The sequence below is a fragment of the Nitrospira sp. T9 genome (assembly GCF_052156535.1).
Taxonomy (GTDB): Bacteria; Nitrospirota; Nitrospiria; order Nitrospirales; family UBA8639; genus Nitrospira_E.
In genome coordinates, this window is record NZ_JBQKUP010000041.1 from 558,610 (window position 1) to 578,998 (window position 20,389).

The window sequence follows — 20,389 nt, forward strand, 5'->3', positions numbered from 1 at the left end:
TGAAAGAGCGGGCATTGAAGTGATGACGGGAGAGCGAAGGTCAGGACCGGTTGCACTGCTCGGCCATGCCACCAAGCCAGGTGAGTCTCTTGAAAGAAGTGGAAGATAGGTCACCGATATCGAATGTCCGGGGTGACCTAAGTATTGCCGCCTTGTGGCGGCATAGCCTCAGAACGGGATACCTTGCTGTACGAACCTTGGGCCAGCCGGCAGGCGTCGGAACATAGGAGGAGAATTTTTGAGTTATTTCCATGCAAGAGAAAGGACGAGAGGAGTGCGGGAGACGGATGAATGATTGACGGATGGCAGGGCTGATTAAGTCGAGGGTGTTAAAGGGAGGGTATAACCGGAGGGAGAGGGGGTACTTTAAAACTTGCGTCGAGTCCAATACCCGGGTTTTCGTTTAAGATGCATGACGGCAAAAACTTGAACCGTCCCTGATTTTACTCTATAGACCACCGCATAAGGAAACCGGTGAAGAAGGAATCTTTTTGTTCCGTGGGAAAAGGCAGGCTATGCTTCCGGGGTTTCGTGTATTCGAGCGACGGCGTATTGGACTTCTTGGAAAAATACACCTCCTATGCCGGGTGCTTGGCCTTCATACCAGGTGTGCGCTTGTTCGAGTTCAGCGAAGGCTTCGGAATGGAAAATAATGCTCCCATCATTTTCCATGGGTCATCCGGCGTTGAACCTCTTCCCAGGGAATGGTAGTGGCCACACCATTATCCAAGTCTGCTATGCGTTGTTGAATTTCCTCTTGCCATGCCTCTTCCACCCCGGCTTCCAGGACGGGATCCAGGCTTTGGATCAATTGCTGGGCCACCGCGGCTCGTTCCTGTGCCGTTAATTTGAGTGCTTGTTCCAGTATGGCTTGGGATTGTTGTCGCATACACTTTCTCCTTGGTTCCTTTGTACTTTTTCGAAAATTCATTCTGTCATAGCTTTAGAAAAATCCTATCCTACTTAACCCTTGGGAGAAAGGATAGATGGGTTTGGGGAAGCTTGATTTTCGATTATGGATTTCGTGTATACCGGAGAGCTCGGAGGGAAAGACCAAGATGAATGTGTTGCCTGGTTGCGAATGTTGAGGAGGATGTGAGGGGGGGGGGATTTCGTGGGTTGCCCTGGGAGCGGAGCGCTGGCTTGGTGCGTCTCTTCTTTTTTCAGAGCTTCCGGGGTTTCGTCCCCGGGCGACGAGTCCCTTTTGTTTCGGCAAAAGTGGCCAAAACCATTGACGCCCCGTCTGGCTTTCTTGGAGAGGAGGGACGCGAACTTTTTGAAGAGCGGCCCAACTCGCCGGGCTCAGACAATGCCCGCAACGGATAAGAGCGTCCCTCCCTGGGGCCAGCCGGCAGGCGTCGGGGCAATGGGCCGCCTGATGATTTACGCGTTAGCTTGGTTGGCTAACTTGAAGGTGGAGTGTAGGGGGGAATCGCGTTTATCTTTTCTGCTGACCACGGAATGAACGGAAGGTCGAGTTGATTCCAGGGGTCTCTTAGATTGAAATGAGGGATTCCCGGCTTTTCTGGATGTGTTTTTTGATTTTGCTGGACAGGGCCTTTTCGGCCAGGCGCAGCTCATAGGCTTTCTGCAAGTTCATCCAGAATTCAGCTGACGTGTTGAAAAATGTCCCCAGTCGTAACGCCGTATCGCCGGTGATGCCTCGCTGTCCTTTGAGGATGGCGGTAATCCGATTGGCTGGTACGCCAAGTGCCTTGGCCAGGGTGTTGGCGTTGAGTGGGGGATTAGAAGGTTGTAAGAACTCTTCCAGTAATACCTCTCCCGGATGAATGGGGCGCATGTCGTTTTTTACCATGTTGCCGTCTCCTTAGTGATAATCGGTTATTTCGACTTCGTAGGGTCCGTCCGGCTTCCATACAAAACAAATCCGCCACTGATCATTAATGCGAATGCTGTGCTGCCCGGCCCGATCTCCTTTTAATTTTTCAAGGCGATTGGCGGGAGGCGCTAGCAGGTCACGTAATTCGGTGGCACAATCCAGCATTGTCAGTTTCCTCTCAGCTATCCTTTTGAAACCCGAAAAATGCTTTATCGCTTTTCCGCCATAGAACTCTTCGGTGGTTTTGTCCTTAAAGCTCTTAATCATTCCGTCATATTTTATGGGATACGTAAAAAGTAAAAATGGTGCCGTTATTTAACCATGAAGAACGGAACCGGTCAATGCGTCCCAACTCTGTGCCTCTTCTGAGTGGCGCTCTGTTTCTTTAAAACAAGGATGGTGTTGGATGACGACTGTCTGGTGTGATGTCGGCCCGGGAGCGGAGCGCTGGGTTGATGTGTCTTTTCCTGTTTCAGGGCTTCCGGGGTTTCGTCCCCGGGCGACGAGTCCCTTTTGTTTCAGCAAAAGTGGCCAAAACCATTGCCGCCCCGTCTGGCTTTCTTGGAGAGGAGGGACGCGAACTTTTTGAAGAGCGGCCCAACTCGCAAGGCTCAGACACGGACCGCGAGATGCGAAGAGTGTCTCTCCTTTGGGCCAGCCGGCAGGCGTCGGGGCAGTGGGCCGCTTGTTGATTGGTTCGCCCGTTTGGCGGACGTGCAGGTGGTGCGAAGGTGGGACCTTTTTCAACCATCGGGTTTTGATGTGCAGGGTTGAGCTGGGCTCAGATCCTTCGCAGGCCCTTGTCCTGAGCGAAGTCGAATGGATCAGGATGACAATGCCGGGGAGAATGTGGGAAGGAAGAGGGATCTTCGATATCGAATGTCAGGGGGTGACCTAAGGCTAGGGCGGCCCAACTCGCCGGGCTCAAACATGGGCCGCAAGGGCTAAGAAGAGCGTCCCTCCCTTGGCCAGCCGGCAGGCGTCGGGTAAATGGGCCATCTGTTGATTGGTGCGTCAGCTTGGTTGGCTGCACTGAAGGGGATATGGGGACCTGCGAGGTTGACGGAGGAGGATTCTGGTCGATGGCTTATTGGACGGCTTGGAGTTGGAGGGAGAGGGTTTGTTCTTTGCCGCTACGGCGAATGCCGAGTTTGATGCGATCTCCGACATTGTGCCGGTCTAATAGTCGGGCGAGGTCGTCATAGGTGCGTATGGCTTCTCCGTCAATAGTCGTAATGACATCACCCAGGCGAATTCGGCCGGTTTTGGTTTCTTCTAAGCCTTTCAGGCCCGCCTTGTCGGCCATACTTCCCGGCAGGACTTTGGCGATTACCAGGCCATTGATCCCCCAGCGGGCGGCGATGGAATCCGGGATGAGCGAGATGCCCAGACCGGGGCGAATGACTTTTCCATATTGAATGAGTTGGGGGACGACACGTTTGACAATGTCAACCGGCACCGCAAAGCCGATGCCCGCGTAGGCTCCACTGGGACTGACAATCTGGGTGTTGACGCCAATGAGTTCTCCTGCGCTGTTGAGGAGCGGTCCACCGGAATTGCCGGGGTTGATGGCCGCATCGGTTTGGATGGCGTTTTCAATCGTGCGGTCGTTCACCGATTTTATTGAACGACCCAGAGCACTGACGACACCGGTGGTGAGGGTGTGATCCAAGCCGAAGGGATTGCCGATGGCCAGCACGCGTTGACCGACGCGAAGGTCCTGGGAGGTGCCGATCTCCAAGGGCATGAGGGTGTCAGTCTTTCCGGTGATCTGGAGCACGGCAAGATCATGATCAGGGTCGACGCCCACGATGCGTGCGTCACGGGTGGATTGGTCGTCCAGCACCACTTGTATGGAATCCGCGCCATAGATGACGTGGTAATTGGTGACGATATGTCCTTGGCGGTTCCAGATGAATCCGGATCCCGACCCTTGCGGCACTTCGAAGGTATTGAGCGACCAGATATCCCGGCGCACCGCCGTATTGGTGATGTAGACGACCGCCTGCGCGGCTTTTTCAAAGACGGCAATGGTATTGAGTTCTTCCGCACCGAGCGGTTTCTGGGCGACGAGGTGCAGATACGAGAATGAGGCGGGAACCGATCGCACCTGTTTCGGGAGGAATTCCTCTCCCATGGCGCTATTCGACAGGAGCCCTGTGACGAACGCGACGAGAAGTATATGCTTCTGCCATTTTGCACACCGGCGGTGTTGTCGATCGTGGACGTTTGTCCCGTCTGAAAGGATAGCCTGCGGTGTAGGGTGCAGCAGCATACGAAATTTTTTCCCGGGTCTATTCTCCCATGAGCTGGACAACCAGGTTTCGGGTTCGCGGTCTGGTATCAAAATCAATTAAGACGAGTTGTTGCCAGGTGCCAAGGGTTAAGGCGCCATTCACAAAGGGAATCGTCAGCGAAGGTCCCTGTAACTGACCGCGAAGATGGGAGTGACCGTTATTTTCGCCGGCATTTCGCGTATTATGTTCTAACTGCGGATCGGCGGGTATCGTGCGGTCCCAAAAGGTTTTGGTATCGGCACGAATTCCCGGCTCATCTTCGATGATCATGACCGAGGCCGTCGTATGTTGCACAAAGAGCGTCAACATTCCACCCTGTAGGCCAGACTCTGCGAGCAGGCGGTGAATCGGCTTTGTGAGGTTTTCGATGGTCGAATTGCCGGTCATGGAAATGTTGAGGTAGTGGGTGATGACGGCCATGAATCTCCTCAGCACGAGACGGTTTGTAAAAATTGTTGATCGGCGGCTGATAGAGTGCCCCCTCGGGCCTGCCGTAAAATAGTGGTAAAACGGCCTTCCCTGGTGAGCCGGCAGATGACATCCATAACCTGGTGACTGACGATCCGCTGATCGGTGAGTTGACGGAGATAGGCGAAGGCCGCGGCAAAGCTTTCTTCTGTGCGTGCGTAATAATCTTTGCCCCGCCGGTGATTGCTATAGGCTTCCAGTTGTTCGCAGGCGACGAGGATCTCCGCGAGTTGATGTGTCCAGGTGGCGGCGCGTTCGAGTTTTTCCGGATAGTAATAGTACAACATGATGCGTTCCATCCAGGGTGACCAGGGGATGTCTATGGTGGCGATTGCGGTTTTTACCGGACGGAGGTAGGTGCGGAGGCGTCGGGCAAATCCCAATCGCATATCGATGTGATCCTTGACCCTAGGGGTAAGCGGCAGACCTCGAGCTTGTAGGGCGGCTTCATATTGTGCGATGAAGGCATCAGATTCACGGCCATAGGGGGTGTGGGGGTAGCGGGCCCGCCATTCCCGTGGCCTGGTCGGAATCTTGTGTTCCTTCGCCCACGACCAGATCCGGCCGAATAATATGGGATCAAGTCCGGCCCGTCCCATATCATGCAGCAGACAGGCGGCTTCAAATTGACGAAGGCGGGAGAGTGGATGGCCTAGGGCTGCGGCGACGGCCACACACAGGCGTGCCGTGCGCTGCGCATGCGCCTTGTCATAGCCGGGAATTCTGCGATCGGGCCTGGCGGGATGCGGCTGGTCGTACCATTTCAGTAGCGAGGCCACTTGCGTACGGGTGAGAACGGTGTGGGTGGACTTCAATGGTGGCCGGGACACGACGGCTAGAATGATACAATCCTCATAACGAAACGCGTAAGGATTATGGAGTGTTGAACAGTGGGGCAGGATATCCCAGGCCTGGGGAGGTGTCAAGAAACCGATGGGGTTCTCCGCATGGGGCTGTTGAAAAAAGCCGCCAGCGGCGTTCTCGCCATTTTTCCGTGCTCACGTACTGGAAGTACGCTCTGCGCGCAAAAATGACTGCGGCCTTGCTGGACGAACTTTTTTGAACCGCCCCGAGGTCGCTGATAGGAACCGCCTATGCGTCAATATGCCATTGGAAATTATTATTCAACACTCTCAACATGGGACGAGTGGCTGATGAGGGACCGCCCGCCATGGGCTTCGTCCTTGGCGCATTGGAATCATTCTTACATTTCACTCGGATTTCGGTATGATGCAAGACAGGTTTTCATGGCTCCTATCCCTGACGTCACACACACACAACGGTTTGGGGTTTCTGGTAATCCGAAGAGGGTAATCTAGTGCGATGGTCCGGCAAACAGATGTTCTGGTGGGGTGCACTCGGAGCCCTGGTCCTGACCATTGCCCTGATTGTGCTCCCCTTGTTTTTGAACCCGGATTATCTGAAGACTCTGGCGCTGCAACAAATTCAACGGACGTTTGGTTCGCACGTGACCGTGGGGCAGACGTCCTTTGCCTTATTTCCCTCTCCGCATTTTTTGGTGTTGGACATTGTGGTTCAGGAACAGCCTGAATCGCATGCGGTGTTTCGCGCGAAATCCATGAGTTTGGACCTGGGAATCGGGCAGTTGCTCATGAAAAAAATTGTGGTTCGCGAATTCCTGGTGGAGTCTCCCGAGATTGAATTGCGACGTGAGGCCGACGGAGAATGGCGTTTTTTAAGCTATGCCAGCACCGACTCTCCCATTGCGTCGGCGGCGAAATTTCTGGTGCTGGGAAAGGTTGTGGTGACGGACGGTAAAATTATCGTCATTGATGAGTCGCCGCGTGAAACCGTTCGGGGATTTGTCATTGAAGATGTGGCCTTCGTCTCTGACACCACTCATGACGGGCCTTCTATGGCGTCATCGTTCGAGTTGTCCGGAAAAATCCGGCAGACGCAGGAGCTGGCGCCGTTTCGCATCCAGGGAGAACTCGAAGCCCGTTGGGCGCCGCCGGTGCTGTCCATTGCCAGCGAACCGGTTGGTTTCGAGCAGATCAGATTTTCCGGCAAGGTGAAGGCCGATCATCTGGAAATCAATCAACTGGGAGAATATCTGCCCAATGGCCAATCGCTGATGGCCGTGCCCGGCACGCTGTCCGTCAAATCCCAGGTGACCTGGGTTCAGAATGCGAAAACCTCCCGACTCTCTCTCTCTCATATCAACTTATCCAGTTCATTTATTGATCTGGATGGTTCGGCCAATACGGAAATGTTGGAAGACGGGCATCAGATGATGGGGTTTTCCATGCGCTCCTCGAATGTTGACCTTGCCATGATTCGACAGTATCTGCCCAAGACGTGGATTCCGGATGATCTGCTTCCGGTGTGGGAGAAAGGCGAATGGGGAGGGGGGTTGAACATTGCCGAGGCTCGTGTGACCGGGTCCACGCGTGAGGATGTGCAGACGTCGGTCACCGGCACGTTTCGGTTAACCAATGGGTACGTTCGTATTCCCGATTGGCCCACCACCGATCATATTCAGGGGACGGTGATTGTGGAACCGGATCGCATGCAATTGTCCGGGGTGCAGGGCATCTATGATGGTATTCCCGTTGAGGTGACGGAAGGCGTCTTCCTGTTAAAAGAGTCAGGCCCGTGGGGCGATGTGGGCCTTCAAGGGCCTGTGCCCGCGGAGAAGGTTCGCCAGGTGGTGACGCAGTTGGGAGCGCCATCCGACTTTGGACTGTTGAATGCCTGGAAGGTCTCGGATGGCAGTGGCCTGCTTCGTCTCCGGTTTGCAGGGAATCTGCTGGAATCGCCCGGGTTGAAATTCCAGTACGGGGAGTTTAAACCTGAAGGATTGGTGATACAGATTCCCGGGCTGCCTCAGCCTTTTACGCAGGGCCACGGTACCATTACCTTTTCGCGCGAGAGTACGGTGTTAGAAGGCCTACAAGGATACGTGGGCGCCTATCCGTTGGCGTTGAATGGGACCATCACGTACAAGAGGGCTTCTCGTTTTGAGCCGCTCACCATTCAGGGCGGGTTTGCCGGCGAGGACCTCTTTCCCGTTTCCCAAAAACGGGCGGCATCACCAGGGATGCAGATCACTGGTCCGCTTCATGCCTCGGTTACTCTCACGGGGCCGACCCGCCATCCCAAACTGAAAGGATGGATTGATGGGCGAGGGGCCTTCATGGATGTGCCCTCCCTTTTACAGAAGCAGGCCGGTCAGGATGGACGCCTTGAGTTTGAAGGACAGTTTCACCCCGGAAACCGTGTTCATTTTGAACGCGTGGAACTGATCATGCTCCCGCTTCGTCTTCGCGGACAGGGGACCATCCGGTATCGCTCGGAGGTCACTTGGGAGGCGCGGGTTGATTCCGGTCCGGTGTATTTAGGCGTGCTGCCGGAAGGGATTCGTGTCTTGGGAGATCTCGTTCAGTCCGGCATTCTCGAAGTGCAATTGAAAGGCAGCGGACGCGGAACCGATTGGACCCGATGGAATACCAAAGGGTGGGTGGCGTTGACCGAAGGCGTCGTGGCGCTTCGCGGGGTCAGCGATCCCATTTCGAATTTATTTATTCGATTGAAAGTGGATGAGGATCAGCTTGATTTGAAACGCATGGAGTTTCGCCTGAAGAATAGTGAAGCCGTCATCACCGGGTTTATGAAAAACTGGAAGACCACCCCGATTGCCAGTGTCATGTTTGACTCGCCGCAATTCGATATTGATTTGCTGATTCCTAAAGAGGGACGTTCGGCCATCCGGGATGGGATCGAGTGGTTAGCGGCGCATGGATCACTGGAGGGTTCGGTGCATATCGAACGTCCGAGCTATAAGACGCTTTCCGGAAAAAAATTATCGGCCGTGTTAAAGATTCATGACAAACTTGTCTCGGTGGATAAAGTTCAATCGATGGTGGCGGAACACGGTACTGTCGGGGGACGGTTCTTTGTCCATCTCCCGGAAGGCCGGCCAGCTGCCATGCGTGCGTCATTTCAGGCGAAGGATTTGCCTTTTGAGCATGTCCTGAGTCTTTTTGGCGAGGAACGTCGGTTGATTACCGGCAGCATGTCGGTACGTGGCATGCTCCAGGGCCATGGCCGGGATGACCGGGGAATCATTCCCACTCTCAACGGGAGTGTCAAAATTTCTCTCGGAGAGGGCTATATCCGCAAAGGGACGATCTTTCCACGCATTCTCGCGCTCTTGAATCTCCCCCAGGTTCTTCGGGGAAAAGTTGATCTTGAAGAGACCGGATTTCCGTTTACGACCGTGAGCAGCAAGCTCACCGTGGAGGACGGGGTATTTTCCTCGAAAGATCTGTTGATCCAGAGTCCCATTATGAAAGTCTCTGCTGCAGGCATGTATGACTGGAAACGGGACAGGCTTGAAGGGATTTCCGCCGTCAGTCCTTTTGGGGCCTATTCCGATATCTTGAAAGATATCCCTCTCTTTGGACGAATTTTTTCCGGAGATCGGAAAGGCCTCGCCACGGCGTTGTTTTCGATTGACGGACCATTGGGGGATCCGGAGGTCAAGTATCTGCCCATGGAATCCGTGAAAACCGGGCTGACCGGTTTGGCACAGTTGGCGTTTGATATATTAAAAAATACGTTGACCCTGCCTTATGATTTGCTGAATGGCACTCAGGAGGATGCGGGTTCCGCTCCACCGGATGCTGGACGGTCCGGCGTGCCCGGTCCCTTATAATTCTCTCGTCGTTGCCGACGGGTGTGGCGGGATGATCATTCAGAGAAGGCGGTGGAGGGCCGTGGACCAATTGAGTCGGCTTTAACATCTCGTGTGAAAGGAAATGAGGATGATCCCCACAGTTGAATGGAAAAATAATCATGTCGTGATTCTGGATCAACGTGCGCTCCCGGGAGATGTGCGGTTTCTTGATTGTGCGGGATATGAGGAAGTGGCTGAAGCCATTCGGAATTTAAGCGTCCGCGGTGCGCCCGCCATCGGGGTGACGGCGGCTTTGGGAATCGCCCTGGGTGCCAGGCAATTTGTGGAAACTCACTCTGAGGGATTTTCCGCCCATATGGAAAAGGTGTGCCGCACGCTGGCCGCGACGCGTCCGACCGCCGTGAATTTATTCTGGGCCGTTGACCGGATGACACGTGTGTTGACGGATATCTCCGCGTCATCGATTCACGATATCCAGAAACGATTACAGGAAGAAGCCCTGGCGATTTTGGAAGAGGATCTTCGGGTCAACCGGGCCATTGGCAGGTTTGGCGCCGCGATCATTCGTGATGGAGACCATATTCTCACGCATTGTAATGCCGGAGCCTTAGCGACGGCAGGCTATGGGACGGCATTAGGGGTGGTCCGGGCTGCCTGGGAGCAGGGCAAACAGATTCGGGTCTTTGCCGATGAGACGCGCCCGGTCCTTCAGGGTGCACGCCTGACGGCCTGGGAACTTCAGCAGGATGGTATTCCCGTGACGGTGATTACGGATAATGCGGCCGGGGCCCTGATGCGCCAGGGCCGAATCCACTGTTGCGTCGTGGGGGCTGACCGGATTGCCGCCAATGGCGATGTGGCCAATAAAATCGGCACGTATGCTGTGGCGGTTTTAGCGCATGCCCATGGCATCCCGTTTTATGTGGCCGCACCTTCATCGACGATTGATATGGAGACGGCGGATGGGAACGGCATTCCTATTGAAGAGCGGAGCCCGTCAGAAGTGACTTGCCTGCATAGTGGTCGGATGATTGCTCCTCAGGGCGTGGAAGTCTGGAATCCGGCGTTTGACGTGACCCCGGCCGACCTGATTGCGGGTATTATTACTGAACAGGGTATCATCCCCCCACAAGCCTTAGCCCAACATTTTTCCTCGCCATCTTCCTGATCGAATGATCCGTCAGATGATCTGAGTTAAGACTTTTGACAGATCGAGAAGATTGTACGGTTTGGCAATAAAGCCTGAGAATCCGAATTGGCTGGCATGGGCCATGACCGGGTCGTTGGAATACCCGCTGGAGACGATGACCTTCGCATCAGGATCATGGTCCTTGATCAGGCGCAATGTCTCCTTGCCTCCCACTCCTCCGGGTATGGTGAGATCGAGGATGGTGGCCAAATACGGGTGACCATTCTGAATGGCTTGAGTATAAAGCGCTACGGCTTTCAATCCATCGTCGGCAAAGTCCACCTCGAATCCCAGGTGCTCGAGCATCTTCCCTAAGACATCCTGGATGTCTTCTTCATCATCCATGACCAAAATTTTTCCAGTGCCCTGCACGAGGCTTTCGGGTGTTTCGTCGTTTTTGGCGGACATGGAGGTTGAGGCGGGGAGATAGAGGGTGAAGCAGGTGCCCTTGCCGGGTGAAGAGGTGACGGCTACATGCCCTCCATGCCGTTTCATGATGGAATAGGTCGTGGCCAGGCCCAGGCCGCTCCCTTTTTGTTTGGTCGTAAAGTAGGGATCGAAGATTTTTTGAAGATGATCGTCAGGGATGCCGATGCCCTGGTCCGCGACGGACACACAGACATATTTGCCGGGTTTGAGGGGAAGCACGTTCTGAGGGGCTACTAGACAATTGTTGGCGACGACACTGATGGTGCCGCCATCCGGCATGGCCTGGTCGCTATTTATCACGAGATTTTGAATCACTTGACTGATTTGTCCTTCATCGACTTCGATCGCCCAGAGGTCGTCGGGGAGGTGCGTGGTGCACCGGACGGCCGAACCTCGTAAGGCGAATTGCACCGTGTCGGTAATAATTGAGGCCACAGAGGTCGTGCTTTTGACCGGGGCGCCGCCTTTTGCAAAGGTCAGCAGTTGCTTGGTGAGATCCCGCGCCCGCAAACAGGCTTTTTCCGCAGCCTCCAGCCGTTCAATGACTTTTTCGCCCTGAGGTGGCGACTGTTTCGCGGTCACCATTTTGGCCAGGCCGATATTGGCAAACACCGACGTGAGAATATTATTGAAATCATGCGCAATACCGCCGGCCAGTAAGCCGACCGACTCAAGTTTAGTGGCCCGTAGTCGTTCATCTTCCAGACGTTTCCATTCCGTGATATCTCGTGTCACAATCACCCCTACGACCGTCCCGACGCTGGTCCGGAAAGGGTGAATGTGACTTTCAAACCATCGCCATTCGGATTGTTTGGTTTGCAACCGGCAGACCATATCAATTTCCAGCAGTGTTTTGAGATGAGAATGAAACGACTCGGATAACGGTCCCCGTTCTTCGGGATGGATAAAGTCAAAGAAGTTTTTCCCCAGTATGTCGGCTGTCTCATAGCCCAGGACTTTTTGACAATTCGGGGTGACGTACTGGCATTCACCCGTCGCGGTAGTTTCGATGATCAAATCATAGGCATGTTCAACGATGGCCCGATAGCGCTGCTCACTATCCCGCAAGGCATCTTCCGCTTTTTTCCGTTGCAGTTCACCCGCCGCCCTGGCAGCAAACAGTTGAATGATGGATTGGGCCACATGGATATTGCGGATGGCCATTGGGCTAAAGACCAGCAGGATCCCGATAATTTGTCCTGTCCGGCCACGGAGGGCCGTTCCCAAATAACTGATGATCGACCAGGAACCGAGCGGGGAGTCCGGAGGAAAGAGGGGGGAGTCCAAATTGTCCCCATGGCATCCTTTGACCTTCAAAAGTTGCTCGAAAATCGCGGAAGGAGGCGTCCACGGCATATTTTCGCCGAAAGTCCCATTGGACCAAATGGCGACCGTGTGGGTCTGCGGCCGGGCCGTGGATTCCAATTCCGCTAAGATGGCATAGGGCACGTTCAGGGCCTGGCAGAGATCTCTCACCAAAAACCGCAAAAACGCCATGCTGCCTGGAGCCGGATCGCTTTGAGCAATTTTCCGCAACGCTTCATCAATCCGCTTGCGTTCGGTAATATCTTTGACCACCGAAATGGCACCCCATTGAATGCCTTGCGAGTCGAAGAGGGGATAGCAGGAGACGAGGAAATCCCCTGGCATCGTCGGGAACTGTGTTTCCACCACCGCAGACAATGCCCCTGCCAACACCGTTTCCCACGGCGGAGGATTTTTGGGAATGGTCGTTCCATAGTAGGGTATGCGGTAATGATGTCCGACTAATGGGCCGATTTGCGGTTGGACCTGGTCGCGAATGGCTCGATTGGTCCAGACAATGGTCCCTGAGCTGTCAAGGATCATGACATGATCCGTCAGGGCATCAAACGCCTGCTCCCATTTCTCGACGGACTGCACAGGGCTGATTGTTTTTGAAGTCTTTTGACGGTTCTTAGTCATAATGTCTCAAGGGTGCCGGCTCATATGGACGCATGTGTCTTCAGCCTTGCATATCGCTACCAGACGACTTTGGCGAACAAATCGGCCAGATTCGGATCGACACTTTTCCCCGCTTCCTGACGAATTTTTTCCCGGGCTTCCGGTACGGGCATAGCCATTTGGGACCCATAGCCGGTCACAAAATGGTCGAAAATATTGGCCAGGCCGACAATGCGTGCCGATAAGGGAATGTGTTCTCCGATCAATCCATCCGGATACCCGGATCCATCGTAGTGTTCATGGTGATGGCGGATGATCTGTTCGACGCATGGGTGAAATGGGAGACCCTTCACCATTTTCCCTCCGATGGTGGGATGGCATTTGAGAAGTTCCTGGTCTTGTTCGGTCGGGGAATGCATCCCGGCAATGAGCTGATCATGAAGACCGATTTTCCCGATGTCATGAAGATAGGCCCCGAGTTGAATGGCCGTCTGCTCCTCCGTGGTTAACTGGAGATGTTCAATGAGCAGAGCCGCATAAAAATTGACCCGGCTGCCATGTTGACCCAGCTCAGGATGTTTGGCGGCCAGGAGGGTTTTAATATTGGCCAGGGCGGATTCGACATCGATCCCGGACGCCCAAAGGTTTCCAAATGCCTGAAGCGCCGCTTGCAGGGAGGAATACCGGCGGCGGCGTTCGAGCGTTTTATTGATGGTGCCGAGCAACTCGGACACATTGAACGGTTTGAGGATATAGGCGGCCACCCCGTGGCGGATGGCTTCAATGGCCGATTGGAGTGTGCCATATCCGGTGATGATGATGACATCGACATCCTTCCCGTCTTTTCGAATCTGGGAAAGGAGGTCGTTTCCCGACAGATCAGGGAGTTTTAAATCGAGGGTGACGAGATCAATGGGGTGGGTTTTAAGGATTTGATGCGCGATTTCGGCCCGATCAACCGTAAAGAGATTGAAATAGGGGGAAAGAATGACCTTTAACGCCTCGCGCGGGCCTTCCTCGTCCTCCACAATTAAAATATTCGCTTGAGGGACAGAGGGTTCGGTACCAGTAGTTTCCATCAACGACTCCTTTTCCAAGTGAAGCGACCCATGAAGACAGTAAAAAAAATAAATAGTCCATGAGACCTTGAACGTTCGCTTCTGAGGAGGAAGTCGGAGACCGTTCCTTCTCCGTCGAGACTTGCCTGATGTTTAGTAGCGATTCACCTCCTGAGGAAAATTAGGGTTCGTTCTCCACAGCATGTGAAGAGGACACAACGGGAGAAATGGCAAAAGAGCTGTCATCTTATAATAATTTATCTGATTTCAATTGAAACGCCCGATCTTTGACTGTCAGATCTAGAAATAATTGGTTGAACAAGTCTTTGGCGACATGATTGGTGAGCACCTCCACATCCTTGGGATCGAATGTGACGACGCTGTCGGTTCCATTCGCACCGAGCACCATCCGGACGGTGCTGCCATCCACCGCATTTTTCGCTTCAAAGGCCACACGTATTTTGACCTCAATATCCGTAAAGCCGAAGCCGGTTTTCGCATTCGCCTCCATGACCAAAATATCGCCTGTCAGGGTGACATCGGCCGGAGCACTTCCTGCGGGGTCTTCAGACGTTGTCGCCCGCGAGGCCTGCCATTTTTCCTGTTGGAGGTATTCCAGAGCAAGATCCGCCATGCCTTCGCCGAGGTTTCCATTCCAGACATTAAAATGCGTCGCACCTCCCCAAAAATGTGTGCGGGAACCCAGACGGGTTTTCTGCGCTCGTTTATCCTGAAACGGTTCAACCACAATGGTCAGATCTTCGTGAGAATTGGTCGTGGCCTTCATCGTGGACGGGAAGGCATGGGGATTAAAATTCACCGTCTGCCCTGACCCCTGACATCCGACGACTCCCAGGCTGACAATGAACACCATGATAAACCAGTTGGCTTGTGTCTTCACTCGTGGAACCTCCATGTATAGAAAGTGGATATCAGATGATCGTCTGTGCTGTGACGGGAGAGGGATGTTGTTGCCGATACCCTACTTTAGTCGAGGCCACACATCCATCCTAATTTTAGACAGCGTAAGAATAATAAAACCGGAGGATTTAATCTAGTCTTGTATTGATTTTCCGTGATGAGCCTTCATGAATGATTCCGGCACACTGCCATCTGATGATGATGCCATAATCTATCTTGACATTGTTGTAAACCGCTTGACACTATCATACCTGGTTTGACTGTTAATCCAAAGGAAATTCTTCATGTGGAAGCATAATTTTTTGTTTCGAGCTGAAGGGGCGGTGCCCCTGGAGCAGACCGAAAACGAGTTGTTTCATGACACAGACCCGGCCCTGGATAGTTCGGGTTTACAGATGGATAAATATATTTCCGTCTGGCTCCAAGGGGATGGCGATGAGACCAAGCCTCTGGTCTATACGACGGTGTATGTTCGAACGGCCACGTTAGATCCCGAGAAAGGGGTGGGATTTCTTCAGCCCCTTCAAGGACGGACCCACCAAATCAAAAGCATGTTGTCCTCAGAGCAGAAATTGTATCTTCGGCAATGGTTGTCGAGTACCTATCCGCCAGCCTGGGAAGAGTCTGACGATCACTTTCAGTCCATTTTCTCCGAAACCTGATCTCTCCATTTCCCCCGGTGGATGGCCGGTTTCTGAGATCGGCATATGTGAATTTCAGTTTCTCGCTCGTCCGGGTGCCCCGGTAGGTGGCGAATGTTTATTCGTAGGGTCTTAGCGATGGATCTACAGACACAGGTTCTGATCATAGGCGCCGGTGGCGGGGGAGCGGTCCTGGGACTTCTCTTAGCCCGAAAAGGGATTGCCAATATCGTTCTGGAGCAAGCTGCTGGGCCCCCACAGGGCTTGCGTGGAGAAATACTTCAACCCAATGGACAGGAAATCCTTCAGCGGCTTGGTTTATTAGGGCAGTTGCCGGTTCATGCCTATAAACCGGTCAGATTCTTTCATTTCCGTCGAAGTGGAGGAACGCGACTCTGTACCATTGACTATGCGATGTTGCCCCCGCCATTCAACCGGGCTTTGGTGATGTGGCCCCATGTCGTGCATCACACCATTCTGGACGCTCTGAAGCGGGAGAATCCACAGGGACTTCGGTATGGGGCAAGTTTTCGTTCACTGCTCCGGAACGGCAAAGGTATCACGGGCGTCAAGGCGGACATTGGGGGCAGCCAGGTTACGATTGGGGCTCAGGTGGTGGTTGGCGCAGACGGACCGTTTTCGGAGGTTCGTGGAGCTCTTGGCATTCCCACCGCGCTACATCGGTATCTCGACAGTTATCTTGTGGCCATGTTGGAATCACCAACATCCTTAGAGGAAGCGCAGTATTATGTGGGGAAAAAATCTATTCTGGGAATTTTCCCCGCTGCCGGTCAAAAGGTTTATGCCTTTTATATGGTTTCGTCGGATTCCCTGAATCAGGTCAAGGCCGATGGGGTACCGGCCCTTCGGAAAAAATGGAAAACGATCGCGCCGGAACTTGCCCCGGTCTTTGACTCCTTCCAGGATTGGAATCAGACGGCCTATATGGGAACCGGAAGGGTCCGGGCGAAAACCTGGGTTCAGGATGGGGCGGTGGTTATGGGTGATGCCGCCCATGGGATGAATCCGCATGCCTCCCAGGGACGGATGCAAGCGATGGTGGATGCGGTCACCCTCGCGGAGGTTCTTGATGATTGTCATCGAACGGGAAATTGGTCGGCATCGAATCTTAAGGCATTTGAAACGCAACGGCGTCCCCAGGTCACCATGCTGCAACGTCTGGCTGATGAAGAGGTCTTTTTCTGGAATACCGGAAATCCTCTTCTGGGAATGTTGCGAGACCGCGTCTTCTCAACGATGGATAAAAATCCGCGTTTGCAATATCAAGTGTTGACCGCCACAGCCGGGCTGCGAACCACCTCACCCTTTGGTTGGATGGATCGGTTTCAAGCAGCGGGCTTGTTACCGGATCCCCGGGCCCATCAGATTCCCGATCATGTCCGGTCTGTGTAATTAACGTTGGAGTCCATCTTCGTCACTCATCCTTTTTCCAATATTTGGCTCGTATCCTATGCCGATATCAATGTTGCCGTCACTCGAACTTCCCGAAGACCTGCGGGAAACACTTGAACAATTTTTAACACAGCTTCAGAAGGATTGGGGTGCTGATTTAGAAGGGCTTCTTTTGTATGGCAGCGCGGCCCGGGGAGATTTTATTGCAGGCCGATCCAATTTCAATTTTTTGGTGCTGGTCAGGGCATTATCGGTGAGCGGGCTCCAGCGTGCAGGACAATTACATCGCAAATGGGGCAAGCATCAAATCGTTGCGCCGCTGATGATGACTCAGGAGGACTTGTCCCAATCACGTGATCTGTTCCCGTTGGAATATTTTCAAATGCAAGAGCATCATGTGCGCCTGGCAGGCAAAGACCCGTTCGGCGCAATGCACGTTGATCGTCAGCAGTTGGGATGGCAATGTGAGCATGAACTTCTGGCGAATGTGTTTCGGATGCGGCAACGGTTTGTCGAAGGAGAAGGACGAGCCGAGGCGATCCGGGCTTTGCTCATGCTTTCCATTACCTCCGTTCTCCCTTGTGTGCGAGGTATTCTGTGGATCACAGGCCAACCCTCAAAGGGGAAAGACGTCCAGATTCTTGAATCCCTTCCCCGTGCCCTGCAGTTTGAATCGACGGTCCTCCTCGAAATACTGCAGATGAAACGAGGCATGAATAGTCCGGGTTCCCTTGAATGGTCCAAGGTATATGAGCGGTATCTTCAGACTGTGGAGGATTTGTGCAAACGGGTTCAGGCCGTTCGTCAGGAAATCCGCGTATGACTAGGTCTACCGGATGGTTTGTCGGTCCGTTGATTCTGGTGTTTGTGCTGGCTTTCTCTGCACTCTCGATGGGGATGACTCCACAGGAACAAAACCTTCCAACCCCGCTGGGGTATGTGAGTGATTATGCCCACCTGCTCGATGAGGAATGGCACAAACAAATTCGATCCGTGTGCAAAGATCTTGAATCCTCGTCCGGTGTTGAAATGCTGGTGGTGACTCTTCCGAGTATCATGCCCCTTTCCCATGCCCAGGAGTATGCCTCCCGCCTCTATGAATCCTGGCGGATCGGGACGGCGCAACAGGAGCGTGGCATCCTGTTACTGGTGGCTGTCAAAGAACGCCAAGCGGTGGTGGTCGTCGGGAAGAACCTTTTGTCGGTCGTGACTCCCCAACAGTTGGATGAGATTTCTCTCAAGCATTTGCGTCCGATGTTCCGGTCTGGTGAGTATGGGATCAATATCTACCGGTCTGCCGTATCACTTTCCACATTGGCTGCCCGGGCTACAATTCAGAAGGAGAAACCAAAGCCCCAGCGATCGGCCGCTTTTTGGATGAATATCGCGGTGGTGGTGCTGATGTTTTACGCGCTATGGCGGTTCACCCGCCCAGAACGGCGTCATCCGTTTCCCCGCTGGAAAAATGGAGAATATTGGGGAACGGGGCAGGGGGGATTTGGAGGAAACTTTGGCGGGTTTGGCGGAGGAACGGGAGGCCAGGGCTTACGGTGAAGGAGCTGGACTGAATTAGCGATTTCAGCAGAATTTTCACACGTTCTTTAGAAATTTTTTTTCTTTGAGCGTAGGGGTGGGGAAGGTCCATCGTCAAAAGAAACAAGAACTCCACCAACCCCAGGCCAACATAATGTTGGCCTGGGGTTTTGTGTTATGACAGCATTTTGTGATTTTCAAACGTGAGGGATCGCACGACGATTTCCCCGTTTTCATAAGAAATAATCCTTCGGGTCGCCGGAAGATCTGAGTTGCCTATCCTGATATGTGTATCCGAAAAACTGTCGACATTTTTCAGTGACCGGTCTTTTGGAGAAAAATAATAAACCGTATATCGGGTGGTGAGATAATGTTGGTCTTGGGTGACGGCACTATCTTCCACGTTGATGGTAAAAGCTGCCTGTGGCATGTTTCGATTGATTTGGGTAATGCGGTTGTCTTTCACCCGGTACCAGGAGCCCATCCCGTCTCCATGAATGGTGATTCGTTGACCTAAAGGGTGCTGTTCGTCTCCCCCTAAAGTCAGGGTATGTTTCCCGTCTGATTCCTCGAACGTTCTGGGCCCCCGATGCACGGCAATCATTCCAATCTGGTTTTGGGCCCAGGTTTGTAATTCCGTATCATCGATGATCACCGTCACATCCCGCGACCCTTTTACGGTCACGGTCCCTTTGGTTTCTTTTCCATTCACATTAATGCGCAGGTCGGCCTGAAAGCCTTTGAAGTCCGGTTGCCACCGGGCGGTTTTGGCAAAGGCGTCTTGTAGCAATTCGCGGGCTTTTGGATCATCCTGGACCTCGGTGATTGGTTTTTCTTCTGTATTCTTTTCCATGTCGAAGACTCCTCTTCCTGTGATGTCGGGTATGTGATCAGGCTGATTGAGCGAACACTGATGATCATTATAAGGATCTCAGGGGAGGTGGACAACCGTTCAGAGTGGAACAGGGTCCAGACCTCGTTTGAAATCCTCAGTCTCCTTGCTCGTCGCGGAAGTTTTGCCTGGGCAACAATATCGGTTTTTCAAAACCTCTCTGTCAGAATCTAATCCTTGCTAAAGGTTTAACCCCTCCCCCGGTTCCATATAAAAGCATAAAAAGGGGGAGATAAAGGTACATTGAAAAGAGGGTGGTGTTCGGCTAGGCTGCATCCATAATTTTTTATATCTGAGGGGAGAATTCCGGGCAAATGTGTCCGTGCTTTTCCTCCCTTTTACAAAAATGTTTCGCTTGCTTCCACCCCCAAGAGGCATTGCGCATGTACGCCGCAGAGCAACAGCTTAATGATGTCAGGAAACCAAAACGAGGTGGTCAAGTCCATGAGTGGCTGATACATCTTTTTCAGGTCATGGTCGTGGTGGGTATGATGTTACCCACCTTCGCGTTGCCAACCGTATGGGCCGAAGTTGTCCCCGATGTGGTGGGGAGTCCGCAGGCGTCTGCTGAGGGGGCCATTACGGGGGCGGGCCTGACGGTGGGGACCATCACGACCGCCACCCATGCCTCGGTGCCGTCGGGGCGGGTTATCAGTCAAACGCCGGGGGCCGGGGCGAGTGTGGCGGCGGGCAGTGCGGTGAACCTGGTAGTGTCGACGGGCCCGGCGCCGGTGATGGTGCCGAATGTGGTGGGAAACACGCAGGGGGCGGCGGAGTCGGCCATTACGGGGGCGGGCCTGACGGTGGGATCCATCACGACCGCCACCCATGTCTCGGTGCCGTCGGAGAATGTCATCAGTCAATCGCCGGGAGCCGGGGCGAGTGTGGCGGCAGGCAGTGCCGTGAACCTGGTGGTGTCGACGGGGCCGGCGCTGGTGACGGTACCGAATGTGGTGGGGAGCCCGCAGGCGTCTGCTGAGGGGACCATTACGGGGGCGGGCCTGACGGTGGGGACCATCACGAACAGCAGTCATGCGTCGGTGCCGTCGGGGAATGTCATCAGTCAATCGCCGGGAGCCGGGGCGAGTGTGGCGGCGGGCAGTGCCGTGAACCTGGTGGTGTCGA

The 20,389-nt window shown here is 53.7% G+C and carries 17 protein-coding genes; 7 read left to right on the plus strand and 10 right to left on the minus strand.

All coding sequences use genetic code 11. The features are described from left to right. Positions 1-661: 661 nt before the first annotated feature. The 6 genes from ACTRXD_RS19360 to ACTRXD_RS19385 all read right to left on the minus strand — a co-directional run bounded on the left by ACTRXD_RS19360 (position 662) and on the right by ACTRXD_RS19385 (position 5,531). Positions 662-889, minus strand: coding sequence for an addiction module protein (locus tag ACTRXD_RS19360; RefSeq protein ID WP_442433415.1), 228 nt, complete (start codon positions 887-889; stop codon positions 662-664). Between the two features lie 606 nt (positions 890-1,495). Then, the gene (locus ACTRXD_RS19365) at positions 1,496-1,816 is read right to left on the minus strand and encodes a HigA family addiction module antitoxin (protein ID WP_442433416.1); all 321 of its coding nucleotides are present in this window, start codon (positions 1,814-1,816) and stop codon (positions 1,496-1,498) included. 12 nt (positions 1,817-1,828) lie between these two features. Beyond that, entirely contained in the window at positions 1,829-2,107 is a 279-nt protein-coding gene (locus ACTRXD_RS19370) for a type II toxin-antitoxin system RelE/ParE family toxin (protein ID WP_442433417.1), read from the minus strand. An 820-nt stretch (positions 2,108-2,927) separates the two neighbouring features. After that, on the minus strand, positions 2,928-3,977 hold the full coding sequence (locus ACTRXD_RS19375; protein ID WP_442433443.1) for a S1C family serine protease: 1,050 nt from the start codon (positions 3,975-3,977) through the stop codon (positions 2,928-2,930). Between the two features lie 157 nt (positions 3,978-4,134). After that, positions 4,135-4,557, minus strand: coding sequence for a secondary thiamine-phosphate synthase enzyme YjbQ (locus tag ACTRXD_RS19380; protein ID WP_442433418.1), 423 nt, complete (start codon positions 4,555-4,557; stop codon positions 4,135-4,137). Between the two features lie 8 nt (positions 4,558-4,565). Next, positions 4,566-5,531 carry a hypothetical protein gene (locus ACTRXD_RS19385; protein WP_442433419.1) on the minus strand — a complete coding sequence of 322 codons (966 nt, stop codon included), beginning with the start codon at positions 5,529-5,531 and terminating at the stop codon, positions 4,566-4,568. A gap of 392 nt (positions 5,532-5,923) precedes the next feature. On the opposite strand from ACTRXD_RS19385, the gene ACTRXD_RS19390 reads away from it, so the two are divergent. Together ACTRXD_RS19390 and mtnA are read left to right on the plus strand one after the other, a co-directional pair. Then, a complete protein-coding gene (locus tag ACTRXD_RS19390; RefSeq protein ID WP_442433420.1) occupies positions 5,924-9,283 on the plus strand; it encodes a YhdP family protein in 3,360 nt (1,119 codons plus the stop codon). Positions 9,284-9,392: 109 nt separating this feature from the next. After that, entirely contained in the window at positions 9,393-10,433 is a 1,041-nt protein-coding gene (gene mtnA, locus ACTRXD_RS19395) for an S-methyl-5-thioribose-1-phosphate isomerase (RefSeq protein ID WP_442433421.1), read from the plus strand. A gap of 12 nt (positions 10,434-10,445) precedes the next feature. On the opposite strand, the gene ACTRXD_RS19400 is transcribed toward mtnA, so the two are convergent. The 3 genes from ACTRXD_RS19400 to ACTRXD_RS19410 form a co-directional block, all read right to left on the minus strand. Next, the gene (locus tag ACTRXD_RS19400; protein ID WP_442433422.1) at positions 10,446-12,827 is read right to left on the minus strand and encodes a PAS domain S-box protein; all 2,382 of its coding nucleotides are present in this window, start codon (positions 12,825-12,827) and stop codon (positions 10,446-10,448) included. A 56-nt stretch (positions 12,828-12,883) separates the two neighbouring features. Next, positions 12,884-13,885 (minus strand): HD domain-containing phosphohydrolase, encoded by a 1,002-nt coding sequence (locus tag ACTRXD_RS19405; RefSeq protein ID WP_442433423.1) that lies wholly within the window; start codon positions 13,883-13,885, stop codon positions 12,884-12,886. 226 nt (positions 13,886-14,111) lie between these two features. After that, the gene (locus ACTRXD_RS19410) at positions 14,112-14,765 is read right to left on the minus strand and encodes a hypothetical protein (protein WP_442433424.1); all 654 of its coding nucleotides are present in this window, start codon (positions 14,763-14,765) and stop codon (positions 14,112-14,114) included. A 304-nt stretch (positions 14,766-15,069) separates the two neighbouring features. On the opposite strand from ACTRXD_RS19410, the gene ACTRXD_RS19415 reads away from it, so the two are divergent. The 4 genes from ACTRXD_RS19415 to ACTRXD_RS19430 all read left to right on the plus strand — a co-directional run bounded on the left by ACTRXD_RS19415 (position 15,070) and on the right by ACTRXD_RS19430 (position 18,393). After that, positions 15,070-15,447, plus strand: a complete 378-nt coding sequence (locus tag ACTRXD_RS19415; protein ID WP_442433425.1) for a hypothetical protein — start codon at positions 15,070-15,072, stop codon at positions 15,445-15,447. Positions 15,448-15,564: 117 nt separating this feature from the next. Next, positions 15,565-16,839 carry an FAD-dependent oxidoreductase gene (locus tag ACTRXD_RS19420; protein WP_442433426.1) on the plus strand — a complete coding sequence of 425 codons (1,275 nt, stop codon included), beginning with the start codon at positions 15,565-15,567 and terminating at the stop codon, positions 16,837-16,839. Positions 16,840-16,897: 58 nt separating this feature from the next. Beyond that, positions 16,898-17,662, plus strand: a complete 765-nt coding sequence (locus ACTRXD_RS19425; RefSeq protein ID WP_442433427.1) for a hypothetical protein — start codon at positions 16,898-16,900, stop codon at positions 17,660-17,662. Next, the gene (locus tag ACTRXD_RS19430; RefSeq protein WP_442433428.1) at positions 17,659-18,393 is read left to right on the plus strand and encodes a TPM domain-containing protein; all 735 of its coding nucleotides are present in this window, start codon (positions 17,659-17,661) and stop codon (positions 18,391-18,393) included. The genes ACTRXD_RS19425 and ACTRXD_RS19430 overlap by 4 nt, the downstream gene beginning before the upstream one ends. 154 nt (positions 18,394-18,547) lie before the next feature. Here the strand turns inward: ACTRXD_RS19430 and ACTRXD_RS19435 are convergent, their stop codons facing one another. Then, positions 18,548-19,225, minus strand: a complete 678-nt coding sequence (locus ACTRXD_RS19435; protein WP_442433429.1) for a DUF3386 family protein — start codon at positions 19,223-19,225, stop codon at positions 18,548-18,550. A gap of 422 nt (positions 19,226-19,647) precedes the next feature. Between ACTRXD_RS19435 and ACTRXD_RS19440 the strand changes: the two genes are divergently transcribed. Further along, positions 19,648-20,389 (plus strand): PASTA domain-containing protein (locus ACTRXD_RS19440; RefSeq protein WP_442433430.1); only part of this gene is annotated, 742 nt, incomplete at its 3' end.